Here is a 13,473-nt window from a genome sequence, read left to right as displayed (position 1 = left end):
TGCTAGCGCCGGCCGAATGCCTGCACGCGAGTTACTTGAATTCCTCGGCCGCGATGCCGAGCTTGCGCAGCTTGTCGAACAGGGTCTGGCGCGCGATGCCCAGCGCGCCCGCGGTGGCCGGCTGATCGCCCTGGTGCTGGCGCAGCGCCTCGACGATGACGGCACGCTCGAAGGCCTCCACCTGCTGCGGCAGGGCCTGTGGCAGCACCTCCTCGTCGCTCGCGCGCAGCAAGGTGAGCCGCTCGCCGAGCAGGCCCAGCACGAAGCGGTCGGCCACGTTGCGCAGCTCGCGCACGTTGCCGGGCCAGGCATAGGCCATCAGGTCGGCGAGCTGCGCATGGCTGGGCACCGGCGCGGGCCGGTCGTACTTCTTCGCAGCCTGCAGCGTGAAGTGCTCGAACAAGAGCGGGATGTCCTCGCGCCGCTCGCGCAGCGGCGGCAGCTCGATGAACGCCACGCCGATGCGGTAGTAGAGGTCGGCGCGGAATTTCTGCCGGTCGCTCAGCGCCTTCAGGTCCTCCTTGCTCGCGGCCACCACGCGGCAGTCGAAGGGGATCGGCTTGTTCGAGCCGATGCGCTCGATGCTGCGCTCCTGCAGCGCGCGCAGCAGCTTGATCTGCACCGCCATCGGCATGCTCTCGATCTCGTCGAGGAACAGGGTGCCGCCGCTCGCGTATTCGAACTTGCCCACGCGCGTGCGGTTGGCGCTGGTGAAGGCGCCGGCCTCGTGGCCGAACAGCTCGCTCTCGGCCAGCGCCTCGGGCAGGCCGCCGCAGTTCAGCGGCACGAAGTGCTCGCGCCGCCGCTCGCTGTGGTCGTGCAGGCAGCGCGCCACCATCTCCTTGCCGGTGCCGGTCTCGCCGTAGATCAGCACGTCGGCCGAGGTGCCGGCCAGGGTCATCACGTTGCGCCGCACCCGCTGCATCTGGGCCGAGCGGCCGATCAGCACCGACTGGATGCCGTTCCAGTTGTCGAGCGCCTCGCGCAGGCTGCGCACCTGCAGCGCCAGCTGCCGCCGCTCGATCGCATGCCGCACGATGGCCACCAGCCGCTCGGTGGTGAAGGGCTTCTCGATGAAGTCGTAGGCGCCGTCGCGCATCGCCGCCACCGCCATCGCGATGTGGCCATGGCCCGTGACCAGGATCACCGGCAGCTCGGGATCGATGCCGCGCACCTCCACCAGCCACTCGGTGCCGCTCATGCGCGGCAGCCGCACGTCGCACACCACCACCGCGGGCACGCCGAAGGCGATGTGCGGCCGCACCCGCTCCACGCTCGCGAAGGCCTCGACCTCGAAGCCCGCCAGGCCCAGCATCTGCGCGGTGCTCAGGCGCACGTCGTCGTCGTCTTCGACGAGCAGCACGCGGATGGCGGAGGCTTCGTTGGCGGGCGGTGGTGTCATGGGTGGGCGTGGGGGCTGGCGGCCGGCAGGTCGACGACGAAGTATGCCCCGCCGCCCTCCCGGTTGTCCGCCCGCAGGCCGCCGTTCATGGCGCGCACGAGTTGCGCGCACAGCACGAGGCCCAGCCCCAGCCCCGAACCCGCGGGCTTGGTGGTGACGAAGGGCTCGAACAGCTTCGGCACCACGTCGTCGCGGATGCCGGGGCCGGTGTCGCTCACGGTCAGCACCGCGCGGCCGTCCTCGCTGAGCCGCCCCTGCAAACGCAGCACGCGCTGCGGCATGTGCTCCATGGCCTCGATCGCGTTGCGCATCAGGTTCACAAGCACGCTGCCGAGCGCGGCCTCGTCGGCCATCACGGCGAGCTGCGGCGGCTCGATGTCGACCTCGACCTGCACGCCGTGCTTCTGCTCGGCGCCGGCGACGATCACGCGCGCATCGTCGATCGCGGCGGCCAGCGCCACCGGCGAGGGCCCGAGCTGGTTCTTGTGCGAGAAGGTCTTGAGCTGCGCGGTCAGCCGCGCGAGGCGGTCGACCATGTCGCGGATGCGCTTGAGGTTGCCGCGCACCTCGTCGTGGCGTTCGTGGTCGAGCAGGATGGCCGCGCTCTCCGACAGCGTGCGCATCGCGGTCAGCGGCTGGTTGAGCTCGTGCGCGAGGCCGGCCGACATCTGGCCCAGCGCGGCCATCTTGCCGGCCTGCACCAGCTCGTCCTGCGCGGCGCGCAGCTGCGCGGTGCGCGCCGCCACCATCGACTCGAGGCTGTCGTGCGCGGCCTGCAGCGCGGCCTGGTTGGCGAGCTTCTGGCGCTCGGCGCGGCGGCGCTGCCACAGGGTCACGCCCAGCAGCAGCAGCGCGACCATGCCGAGCCCGGCGGTCACCGCGGCATTGCGCGCGGCCACGCGCAGCGGCGCCATGTCGTCGAGCGTGAGCAGCTGCCACGGCGCGTTGCGCAGGGTGCGGCTGGCGACGAGCCGGTCGGCGCCCTCCACGCGGATCAGCTGCACGCCCGGCGCCAGCGCCTCCAGCCGCTGCCAGCGCAGCGGCGCGAGCGCGGCCTCGCCATAGGGCCGCGAGCGCAGCACCTCGGCGCGCTGCAGCGCGTCGAGCGGCAGCAGCGGCCGGAACTTGAGGTCGTCGCGCGTGGCAAGGATCACCACGCCGCGCTGGTCCACCACCATCACGTCGCCCGGCAGCTTGCGCCACGCGGCCTCGTTGTCCTCGAGGTTGATCTTCACCGTGACCACGCCGGGCACGGCCGGCTCGCGGCGCAGCGCGTACGAGAGGTAGTAGCCGGGCCGTCGGCTCGTGATGCCCACGCCGTAGAAGCGGCCGCGCCCCTGGGCCAGCGCATCGATCATGTAGGGCCGGAACTCGTAGTGCTGGCCCAGCGTGGTGCCGGGCCGGTCCCAGTCGGAGGCCGCGAGCGAGGTGCCGCCGGCATCGAGCACGTAGAGCATCTCGGCGCGCGCGGTGGCGTTCACGCCCGCGAGGTAGCGGTTGGCGGCGTCGCGCAGCGAGGCGTCGGCCGGCGCGTTCAGCAGCGCGGGCACCACCGGCGTCATCTCGAGCAGCGCGGGCAGGTAGTCGAAGCGCGTCAGCTCGGCATCGAGCCCGGTGGCGACCATGTCGAGCCGATGCTCTGCCGCCTCGCGCAATCGCGCCAGGCCAGCCTGCGTGGAAAGGTGGTGGCCGACCAGGGCGGACAGCGCCACCAGCACGAGCGCGGCGCACCAGCGCACCACCGCGCGCCGGGTGCGGGGACGGAAGGTCACGGTGGAAGTCTCCATGGAAGGGCGCGCCGCTCGGGTTCGGTTCTCGGGGCGCAGGTTAATGCAGATTGCGAAGCCGCAAGGCAGGACGCCCGCGCGAGGCGGGCGTCCGAGGAAAGACCGGCGCGAACGCCGGCCCCGATCAGCGCCCGCTGCCCGCGGGCATGTGCGCTTCCTTGGCGTCGAGCACCAGCTCGGGCTCGTCGGCCTCGGCGCCGCTGCCCTGGTTCAGCTGGCTGGTCAGGCGCTCGGTGTCGAGGTCGCCGGTCCACTTCGCGACCACCATGGTGGCCACGCCGTTGCCGATCAGGTTGGTCAGCGCGCGCGCTTCCGACATGAAGCGGTCGATGCCCAGGATCAGCGCCAGGCCCGCCACCGGCACGTGGCCCACGGCCGACAGCGTGGCCGCCAGCACGATGAAGCCGCTGCCGGTCACGCCGGCCGCGCCCTTCGAGGTCAGCAGCAGCACCAGCAGCAGCGTGATCTGCTGGGTGATCGACATCGGCGTGTTGGTGGCCTGGGCGATGAACACCGCGGCCATGGTCAGGTAGATCGAGGTGCCGTCGAGGTTGAACGAGTAGCCGGTGGGAATCACCAGGCCGACCACCGACTTCTTGGCGCCGAGGTTCTCCATCTTGGCCATCATGCGCGGCAGCGCGGCCTCGCTCGAGGAGGTGCCCAGCACGATCAGCAGCTCTTCCTTGATGTACTTGATGAACTTCCAGATGCTGAAGCCGTGCGCGCGCGCGATCGCGCCGAGCACCACGAAGATGAAGAACAGGCAGGTGGCGTAGAAGGTCGCCATCAGCGCGCCGAGCTGCACCAGCGAGCCCACGCCGTACTTGCCGATGGTGAAGGCCATCGCGCCGAAGGCACCGATCGGGGCCACCTTCATGATGTAGCCGACGATGGTGAACAGCACGTGCGAGAACTTCTCGATGAAGTCGAACACCAGCGTGCCGCGGCCGCCGAAGCGGTGCAGCGCGAAGCCGAACATCACGGCGAACAGCAGCACCTGCAGGATCTCGCCCTTGGCGAAGGCATCGACCACGGTGGTCGGGATCACGTTGAGCAGGAACTCGGTGGTCGAGGCCATCTTGCCCGGGCCGGTGTAGGCCGCGATCGACTTGGCGTCGAGCTGGCTCGGGTCCACGTTCATGCCGTGGCCGGGCTGCACGATGTTGATGATGACCAGGCCGACGATCAGCGCGATGGTGCTGACGATCTCGAAGTACAGCAGCGCGAGGCCGCCGGTCTTGCCGACCTTCTTCATGTCCTCCATGCCGGCGATGCCGACCACCACCGTGCAGAAGATGATCGGCGCGATGATCATCTTGATCAGCTTGATGAAGCCGTCGCCCAGCGGCTTCATCGCGGCGCCGGTGTCGGGATAGAAGTGGCCGAGCAGCACGCCGATGACGATGGCGGTGATGACCTGGAAGTACAGCGATCTGTAGAAGGGCTTGGGGGCGGATGCGGATACGTGGTCCACGGGAAATCTCCTTGAGGCCGGGGGCCGGCCGGGACTGAACACTGGGATGGAATGGGGTGCGCCCGACGGGCGCGGTCGGACGGGGGTCAGCGCGCCGGCGCGCCGCCGCGGTGAGCGGGGCGTGCTGGCGAAGGGGGCCGCAAGGCCGGTCGGCTGAGGGTCATGGTTGTCTCCTGGGCTCGTTGTCGCCGGCTGCGCCGTCCGAAAAGGCAGCGCCGGCAGTGGAGAACACAGAGCAACGCACATGCCAGTAAAAATGGCACGCGAACCCGACTCAAGTCGTTGATTTCATTGAAGAAAATCAGGATCCAACAAGGCCCCGCGCCGCGCTTCCGGACGCGGCCCGCGCGGGCCGTCCGGCGTTTCGGACGCGCCTTTCAGGGAAAACCCTAGGCCGATGCGGAGGCGTGGAATTCCGCGCGCAGCCCGCGCACCACCTGCTCGACCGTGGCCAGCCCGGCCACCCCGCCGACCGAATGCCCGGCGCTCCACAGGTCGGCCCAGCGCTGGATCACGGCGCCTTCGGAGCCGCCGCCGAAGCGCTGGCGCGCCTCCTGCACCGACACCGTCTCGTCGAGCGCCGCCGGATCGAGCCCCGCGTTCACCACCGAGGGCCGCAGGAAGTTGGCCGGCAGGCCGGTGAAGGCGCGCGTGGTCATCACGTCGTCGAGCGAGCTCGCGGCCAGCATCTTCTTGTAGGGCGCCGAGGCCAGGCTCTGCTCGGTGGCGATGAAGCGCGTGCCCATCGAGCCCAGGTCGCAGCCCAGCACGGTGGCCGCGCGCAGCGCCACGCCGTCGGGCAGGCCGCCGGCCAGCACCAGCGGGCCGTCGAAGAAGGCGCGCACCGCGCGCACGAAGGCGAAGGGATTGGCCCAGCCGGTGTGGCCGCCCGCGCCCGCCGTCAGCAGCACCAGGCCGTCGGCGCCGGCCTCGATGGCGCGCTCGGCGTGGTGCACCGAGGCCACGTCGGCCAGCACCAGGCAGCCGCCGTCGTGCAGCGCGGGAATCACCGCCGCGGGCGAGCCCACGCTGGTGATCACGAGTTCGGCGCGGTGCCGCACGATCAGCTCGACCTCGGCGCGCACGCGTGCCGGGTCGCGCCGCATGATCAGGTTGGGGCACCAGGGCGCATGCGCGGTGCCGGCATCGCGCGCCGCGGCCGCCTCGTCGTTGAGCCGTGCCATCCAGCCCGCGAAGGCCTCGAGCGATTCCGCATTGGCGGTCGGGAAGGCGCCGACCACGCCGGCGCGGCAGGCGGCCGACACCAGTTCGATGCCCGACACGCGCAGCATCGGCGCGGCGATCGCGGGCACCGCCAGGCGATCGAGGAAAGGCAGGCGCTGCGTCATGCGGGCTCCGGTACGGGGGACACGAGGGAAGGCAGGCGCGCGAGCGAGGCCCGCGCCTGCGCCAGCAGTTCGGCCACGATGGCCGCCAGCGGCTCGATGCGCCGCGCGAAGGCGATCGAGGGCCCGAGCGACACCATGCCGCGCTGCCAGTCGCCCTGCGCATAGCAGTGGTCGCGCGTCGCGCGGCCGTCGATCAGCGTGCCGAAGGCGGCGTGGTCGGCCGCGCCGGCCCGCTCGATCGCCTCGACCTCGCGCGCGGTCTCGTTGCGCAGCACGCGCCAGGTGTTGCCCAGCGTGTGCAGCAGCCGCACCGTGGACTGCTCGTCGCAGTCGAGCAGATGGCGCTTGTAGGCCGGATGGGTGGCGATCTCCTCAGCCACCAGGAAGCGGCTGCCGATCAGCACGCCGTCGAGCCCCTGCGCGAGCACGGCCGCGAGCTGGCGCCCATGGCCGATGCCGCCGGCCAGCACCACCGGCACGCGCAGCTGTTCGGCCGCGAGCGCGCCCAGCAGCATGGTCGGCAGCTCGTTGGCGCCCGGATGGCCGCCCTCCTCCATGCCGACCAGCGCCACCGCATCGGCGCCCGCGCGCTCGGCCGCGAGCGCATGGCGCAGGCCCGGCGCCTTGTGGAGCACCACCGCACCGGCCGCGTGCAAGGTGCCGATCAGCTCGCCGGGCGCATAGCCCGCGGTCTCGAAATGGCGCACGCCGTGCGCGAGCGCGATCTCCATCCAGCGCCGCACCGCCGTGTTGGCCTCGGGCCGCTTCGAGAGCGTGAGGTTCACGCCGAAGGGCCGCCCGCGCGTCAACTCGCGGCATTGCACGAGCGCGGCCGCGAAGGCCGTGTCGTCGGCGAAGGAGCGCGGCGTGACGAAGCCCATGCAGCCGGCGTTCACCAGCGCAGCCACGTAGCGCGCGTCCGACAGCCACATCAGCCCGCCGCCGAGGATCGGATGGTCGATGCCGAACAGCTCGGTGATGCGGGTGCGGAAGAACGGTGCCGTCATGGCCGTTCAGCCGCGCGCGCTGTCGAGCCGCGGCGCGCCGCCGAGACCGCCGGGCACGACGCCCGCCATCGGCACCGGATAGCGCGCGAGCGCGAGCGCCGCATCGCCCTCGAACTTGCCGCGCTGTGCGAACTGCGGCAGCGCCGCGAGCGCGGCCGGCTCCACCACCGGCGCCACCGGCACGTCGTGCCGCTGCAGCAGCGCGAAGGCGTCGTCCGCATCGAGCGCGGCCAGTGCCTCGGCCAGCCGCGCATTGATCGCCGGCGCCACCTTCTTGCGCGCACCATGCGAGCGGAAGGCCGCGTCGCCATAGGGCGAGAGATCGAGCGCTTCGCACAGCCGGGCCCAGAAGTGGTCCTCGAGCGCGGCCACCGACAGGTGCCTGCCGTCGCGGCACAGGAAGGCGCCGTAGGCCGCCTTCACCAGCGTGGCCTCGCGCTGCGCTGCCAGGTCCGCATCGCCCGACGAGCGCCAGGCGCCGAGGCGCGGATTCATCCAGTGCAGCGCGCAGTCGGCCAGCGCCACGTCGAGGTGCTGGCCCTGGCCCGTGTGCTGGCGCTGCAGCAGCGCGGCCAGGGTGGACGACAGCGCATACATCGCGCCGCAGAGGTCGGCCACCGGCAGGCCGAAGCTCTGTGCCGGACCGCCGCCGGGCACGCCCGAGACCGCGAGCACGCCGGCCGCGCCGAGGTAGTTGATGTCGTGTCCCGGCAGGTCGGCCCACGGCCCCTGCTGGCCATAGCCGCTGAGCGACACGTAGACCAGCCGCGGGAACTCCGCGCGCAGGCTGTCGGCATCGAGCCCCAGCCGCGCCATCACGCCGGGCCGGTACGACTCCACCACCACGTCGGCCGTGGCGATCAGCGCGCACACCTCGGCGCGCTGCGCCTCGTCCTTCAGATCGACCAGCAGGCTCTGCTTGCCGCGGTTCACGGCCTCGAACACGCCCGGGCCCATGCGCCGCACGTTGTCGCCATGCGGCGGGCGTTCGATCTTGATGACGCGCGCGCCGAGCTCGGCCAGGTTCTGCGTGAAGAAGGGGCCGGGCAGCAGCTCGCTGAAGTCGACCACCACGATGCCGGCCAGCGGCGGCGTTGCCACGGGGTGCGTCATGCCGGCACGCGCTCGATGATCACGGCGTCGAGCGGCAGCGCGCCCTCGCCCACCGCGCCCACCCAGACCGGGTTGAGGTCCATCTCCTCGATGCGATCGGCATTCGCCACCACGAACTCCGACACGCGCAGCAGCAGCGCCTCGAGCGCCGCGAGGTCGGCCTTGGGCCGGCCGCGCGCGCCGTCGAGCAGCGCGAAGCTGCGGATCTCGCGCACCATCGCCGCCGCGTCGCGCGGGCCTATAGGCAGCATGCGCCGCGTCACGTCGCGCAGCACCTCGACGTAGATGCCGCCGAGGCCGAAGGTCATGACATGGCCGAACACCGGGTCGCGCGTGACGCCCACCATGAGTTCGGTGCCGCCGCGCGGCGCCATCTTCTCGATCAGCAGGCCGTCGACCATGGCCTCGGGATGGTGCTTCGCGGCCGCGGCCATGATCTCGCGCCAGGCCTCGGCGACCTGGGCCGCGTCCCGCAGGCCCACCTTCACGCCGCCGATGTCGGACTTGTGGACGATCTGCGCGCTCGCGATCTTCGCGACCACGGGGTAGCCCATGCCTTCCGCCAGCGCGCGCGCCTGCTCGGCCGAGCTTGCGAGCCCTTGCGGCAGCAGCGCGATGCCCGCCTGCTTCAACTGCGCCTTGGCCTGCGATTCCGACAGGCTGCGCGTCGCGAACTCGCCCTCGGGCGCGCGCGTCGGCAGCACTGGTTGCGCCTCGGGGTTCGACGGATTCGCGCGCTTCCAGCGCCCGTACTCGACCCAGCGCGCGATCGCCGCGATCGACTTGTTGACCGAGCGCGGCGGCGCGAAGCCGGCCGCCACCAGCTTGCGATAGCCCTCGCCGAGCCGGTCGCTCATCCAGATCGGCACGATCGGCGAGGCGCTGTCCTTCTGCGCGTTGATGATGTTGTCGGCCATGCGCGTGGTGGTCTCGCCGTAGTCGAGCGCGATCGGCACGATGGTCAGGCCCGTGTGCGGATCGTTCGCCACGCAGCCCAGCGTGGTCTCGACCACGGTCTTGTCGCTGAGCACCATCGCCGTGGTGTCGACCGGGTTGCCGATGGCCGCGTAGTCGGGCAGCTTGGCGCGCAGCACCGCCGTGGTCTCGGGCGCGAAGCTGGCCAAGGTGAGGCCGGCGGCGCCCACCGCGTCGGCGGTCAGCGCGGCCGTGCCGCCCGAGGAGCAGTAGATGCCCAGCGCCTCCTGCGCCCCCGGCATGGCGCGCGCGAACAGCCAGGCGGTGTCGACCAGCTCGTCGATGTCGTCGACCTCGATCACGCCGAACTGGCGGAACACCGCGCTGTTGACCTCGGCCGAACCGGTGAGCGAGGCGGTGTGCGACTGCGCGGCCTTGCGCCCGTACTCGGAGCGGCCCACCTTGAGCCCGATCACGGGCTTGCCGTTGGCCGCGCAGCGCTGCACCGCGGCCGCGAACTTCGCGCCGTCCTTGATGCCTTCGAGCAGCGTGACGACCACCTGGATGTCGGGCGCGTCGGCCATGTAGTGGATGAAGTCGGCCACCTGCAGGTCGACCTCGTTGCCGGTCGAAGCCCACAGGCCGATGCCGATGCCGCGCTCCATCGCCTGCATCACGTTGCGGCCCAGGCCGCCGCCCTGCGTGGCCAGGCCGATCGGGCCCTTCGTGAGATCGTGCGGGAACGAGGGCGAGAAGGTCAGGCCCAGCCGGTGGTTGACGTTGGTCAGCCCCGGGCAGTTGGGGCCGTACAGCCGCAGGCCGCCGCGCGCGGCGATCTCCTTCATGCGCTGCTGCTCGCGCTCGCCTTCCTCGCCGGCCTCGCCGAAGCCCGAACTGAGGATCACGGCGAAGCCCACGCCGCGCGCCGTGCATTCCTCGATCACGGCCAGCACGCCGCTCGCGGGCACCGCGACCACGGCCACGTCGGGCGTGGCGGGCAGCGCGGCCACGCTGGGCCAGCACTTCCGGCCGCGCAGCTCGGGCTTGGTGGGATTGACGAGGTAGACCTCGCCATCGAATTCGGAGTGTTCGATCAGGTTGGTCAGCGTGCGCTCGCCGATGCTGCCTTCGCGCTCGGAGGCGCCGACCAGCGCGATGGAGCGCGGGCGGATCAGCCGTGCGATGTCGACCGGGCGCGTGTCCTGGGTGCCTTGCATTGCGGTGCTCCCCTCAGGCGATCGCCGACATGCCGAGGATCTCGCGCCCGACGATCAGCGTCTGGACCTCGGTCGTGCCCTCGGGAATGGTGCCGCCGCGGGTGTCGCGGAAGATGCGCTCGATCGGGTAGTCGGTGGAATAGCCGAGCCCGCCATGCACCTGCAGCGCCATGCTCGCGACCTCGTGCGCGGCCTCGGTGGCATAGAGCTTGGCGATCGAGCAGGCCATGCGCGCGTCGTCTGCGTTGGCGTCGAGCGCCGCGGCCGCGCGCAGCGCCAGCGCGCGCGCCGCCTCCACGCGCACCGTCATGTCGACGATGAGTTTCTGCACCAGCTGGAAGCTGCCGATCGGCTTGCCGAACTGGGTGCGCGTGCGCGCATAGTCGATCGACAGCTCGAGCGCCGCGCGCGCGGCGCCGACCGCGCCCATCGCGATGTTCACGCGCGCGCCGTCCAGCCCCACCAGCATGCGCTTGAGCGCGCTGCCCTCCTCGCCCAGCAGGTTCTCACGCGGCACCTTCACGTTGTCGAAGCTCAGCTCGGCGGTGCCGGTGCTGCGCAGCACCATGGTGTCGACGCGGCGCGCCTCGAAGGGCGAGACCTCGCGCTCGACCAGGAAGGTCGACAGCTGCCCCTGGCAATCGGGGCTGAAGGTGCGCGCCACCACGATGCCGAAGTCGGCGAAGGCGCCGTTGGTGATCCACAGCTTGCGGCCGTTGAGCACGTAGTGGTCGCCCTGCAGGTCGGCGCGGGTCTGGATCTGCGCGATGTTCGAGCCGGTGCCGGGCTCGCTGATGGCGGTGAAGACGCGGCGCTCGCTGGCCAGCAGCGGCTCGAGGAACCGCTTCTTCTGCGCCGCCGTGCCCTCGCTCGCGATCTTGTGGATCGGCCCGTTCGTGATGTTGAGCATGGTGCGCAGCGACAGCCAGGTGTGGCCCGCCTCCTCCATCAGCATGGCCCAGGTCATCTGGTCCAGGCCCATGCCGCCTTCGGACTCGGGCAGGCGGCCGCCGATGTAGCCGAACTGCGCGAGCTGCTTCAGGATCTCGAACGGGAAGGTCTTCTCCACGTCGTGCTTCGCCACCAGGGGCGCCACCTCGCTCTTCATGAAGCGCCGGATGCTGTCGCGCAGCAGTTCCTGGTCGGCGTCGGGGGTGAAATTCATCGAGATGTCTCCTGTGGCGTTGGATGGAAAGGGACGCACGCCGGGCGCCCGGCCCTCGGTCTACGAGGCGCCGGGCTCCCGGGCGTTGCGGGGACGGAAGACCAGCGCCTGCACTTCCTGCAGGGCGGCCAGGAAAGGTTCGCGCTGCTGGCGCAGGCGGTCGGTGGGGCCGGCCACCGAGAGCGCGATCGGCTCGCCGCCCACGTAGCCGGCGACGGCCAGGGCCGAGAGCCCGTCGCCGCCTTCGTTCTCGACCCAGATCCAGCCCTGCTCGCGCGCGCGCGCCACCTGCGCCTCGAGCGCGGCGAGGTCGGTGATGGTTCCCTCGGCGAGCTGGCGCAGCGGCTTCAGGCGCAACTGGCGCGCCGCCTCCTCGGGCGTGCCGAGCGCCAGCGCCGCCTTGCCGAGCGCCGAGACATGCAGGCTCAGCTTGTCGCCGGGGTTCTGCATGTAGCGCAGCGGATGGCGGCCCTCGAAGAAGGCCAGCACCTTGACCACGCCGCCCTCGACGCGGCCGACCAGCCCGGTCTCGCCGGTCTTGTCGCGCAGCAGCTCGGCGGCTTCCGAGGCCACGGCATAGAGCGGGTCGCTGGCCGAGATCTCCCGGGCCACGGCCAGCAGCCGGGCGGTTGGATAGAAGCGCCGGCTGCGCGCGGTGCGCAGCAGGTAGCCGAGCTCGTGCAGCGTGTGCAGCAGGTCCGAGCAGCTGCTCTCGGGCAGGTCCATGAGCCGCGCCAGGTCGGAATTGGAGAGCTCGCGCTTTTCGCGCGCGAACAGCTCGAGCAGCGCCATGGTGCGGGCGGCGGCGGGGACGAGTGTGGGCATATTTCCTCCGATATTTCGTAGAGACCCACGAATATTAACGAAGGGACGGTCTAGAACTTCCATTGGTGACGGGCAGTTTCTTCCGATACGGGTTTTTCCGGCATCGGCGGATTTCCTCTTGTTTTCCTACGAATGGCCGAAGTATATTGCGATTACTCGTAGACAAACGAGACCCAAAACAAACCCGGAGACAAGGCATGCAGAAGTTCTGGAAGACAGCATTCGTGGGGCTGGCGGCCGTGTCCGCCCTGCTCGGCGGCACCGCCCGGGCGGCCGGCGAGGCCTGGCCCACCAAGCCCATCACCTTCGTGGTGCCGTTCACGCCGGGCGGCATCACCGACAACACCTCGCGCGTGCTCGCGAAGATCGTGGGCGACAAGCTGGGGCAGCCGGTGGTGGTCGACAACCGGCCCGGCGCGGGCGGCTCGATCGGCGTGGAGGCGGCCTCGCGCCAGCCGCCCGACGGCTACACCCTGATCTACGGCACCCAGGGCACGCAGGCGGCCAACCTCGCGCTCTACAAGAACATCCGCTACGACCCGGTGAAGGACTTCGTGCCGGTGCACGCCATGTCCGAGACGCCGCTGATCCTGGTGATCAACCCGAACCGGCCGTTCAAGACCGTGCCCGAATTGATCGCCTACGCCAAGGCCAACCCCGGCAAGCTCAACTTCGGCTCGGCCGGCCCGGGCACCGGCACGCACCTGACGGCCGAGCTGTTCCAGGTCGCCACCGGCACCAAGATGACCCACGTGCCCTACAAGGGCAGCAGCCCCGCGCTGACCGACCTGATGGCCGGCAACCTCGACCTGATGTTCGACTACCCGGTGGTGGTCATGCCCTTCGTGCAGGCCGGCAAGCTCAAGCCGCTCGCGATGACCGGCCGCGCGCGGCTGTCGGTGATGCCCGAGGTGCCCACCGTGGGCGAGCTGGGCTTCCCGCGCGCCGAGTCCTCGGCCTGGAGCGCGGTCTTCGTGCCCGCGAAGACGCCGCCCGAGGTCGTGAAGAAGCTAGGCGACGCGATCGCGCTGGCCATCGTCGACCCCGAGATGCTGCAGGTCACCGAGAAGTTCGGCAGCGTGCCGCTCAAGGACCTGCGCGACGCGAAGCTCGGCGAGTTCGTCAAGACCGAGATGGTGCGCTGGCGCGAGGTGGTTCAACAGTCGGGCGCCCGCATCGACTGACCCCACGCCTCTTCCTTCCCTCCGCGACTCTTTTC

At 71.0% G+C, this 13,473-nt stretch carries 10 protein-coding genes; 1 reads left to right on the top strand and 9 read right to left on the bottom strand.

What is annotated here, in order from left to right; translation table 11 throughout:
• Positions 1–31 precede the first annotated feature (31 nt).
• The 9 genes from AC07RV_RS24860 to AC07RV_RS24820 all read right to left on the bottom strand — a co-directional run bounded on the left by AC07RV_RS24860 (position 32) and on the right by AC07RV_RS24820 (position 12,254).
• The gene (locus AC07RV_RS24860) at positions 32–1,402 is read right to left on the bottom strand and encodes a sigma-54-dependent transcriptional regulator (protein ID WP_209544087.1); all 1,371 of its coding nucleotides are present in this window, start codon (positions 1,400–1,402) and stop codon (positions 32–34) included.
• Complete coding sequence (locus AC07RV_RS24855; protein ID WP_296784394.1) at positions 1,399–3,174, bottom strand: sensor histidine kinase; 1,776 nt, start codon at positions 3,172–3,174, stop codon at positions 1,399–1,401. The genes AC07RV_RS24860 and AC07RV_RS24855 overlap by 4 nt, the downstream gene beginning before the upstream one ends.
• A 139-nt stretch (positions 3,175–3,313) precedes the next feature.
• Entirely contained in the window at positions 3,314–4,663 is a 1,350-nt protein-coding gene (locus AC07RV_RS24850) for a dicarboxylate/amino acid:cation symporter (RefSeq protein WP_057591534.1), read from the bottom strand.
• 389 nt (positions 4,664–5,052) lie between these two features.
• Positions 5,053–6,012 carry an NAD(P)H-dependent flavin oxidoreductase gene (locus AC07RV_RS24845; protein WP_296784397.1) on the bottom strand — a complete coding sequence of 320 codons (960 nt, stop codon included), beginning with the start codon at positions 6,010–6,012 and terminating at the stop codon, positions 5,053–5,055.
• On the bottom strand, positions 6,009–7,019 hold the full coding sequence (locus AC07RV_RS24840; protein ID WP_296784400.1) for an NAD(P)H-dependent flavin oxidoreductase: 1,011 nt from the start codon (positions 7,017–7,019) through the stop codon (positions 6,009–6,011). Before AC07RV_RS24840 ends, AC07RV_RS24845 begins: the two co-directional genes overlap by 4 nt.
• 6 nt (positions 7,020–7,025) lie before the next feature.
• The gene (locus tag AC07RV_RS24835; RefSeq protein ID WP_296784402.1) at positions 7,026–8,132 is read right to left on the bottom strand and encodes a CaiB/BaiF CoA transferase family protein; all 1,107 of its coding nucleotides are present in this window, start codon (positions 8,130–8,132) and stop codon (positions 7,026–7,028) included.
• On the bottom strand, positions 8,129–10,264 hold the full coding sequence (locus AC07RV_RS24830) for an acetate--CoA ligase family protein (RefSeq protein ID WP_296784405.1): 2,136 nt from the start codon (positions 10,262–10,264) through the stop codon (positions 8,129–8,131). The genes AC07RV_RS24835 and AC07RV_RS24830 overlap by 4 nt, the downstream gene beginning before the upstream one ends.
• 13 nt (positions 10,265–10,277) lie before the next feature.
• Positions 10,278–11,429: an acyl-CoA dehydrogenase family protein gene (locus tag AC07RV_RS24825; protein ID WP_057591539.1), complete on the bottom strand. Its 1,152-nt coding sequence runs from the start codon at positions 11,427–11,429 to the stop codon at positions 10,278–10,280.
• A 60-nt stretch (positions 11,430–11,489) separates the two neighbouring features.
• Complete coding sequence (locus AC07RV_RS24820) at positions 11,490–12,254, bottom strand: IclR family transcriptional regulator (protein ID WP_203202367.1); 765 nt, start codon at positions 12,252–12,254, stop codon at positions 11,490–11,492.
• A gap of 197 nt (positions 12,255–12,451) precedes the next feature.
• Between AC07RV_RS24820 and AC07RV_RS24815 the strand changes: the two genes are divergently transcribed.
• Positions 12,452–13,438: a Bug family tripartite tricarboxylate transporter substrate binding protein gene (locus AC07RV_RS24815; protein WP_296784411.1), complete on the top strand. Its 987-nt coding sequence runs from the start codon at positions 12,452–12,454 to the stop codon at positions 13,436–13,438.
• The last annotated feature ends 35 nt before the right edge of the window (positions 13,439–13,473 follow it).

This window comes from Variovorax sp. GW821-FHT09B01 (assembly GCF_059418345.1).
The sequence above is the reverse complement of the archived record's forward strand: the minus strand, read 5'-3'. Positions and strand labels throughout refer to the sequence as shown.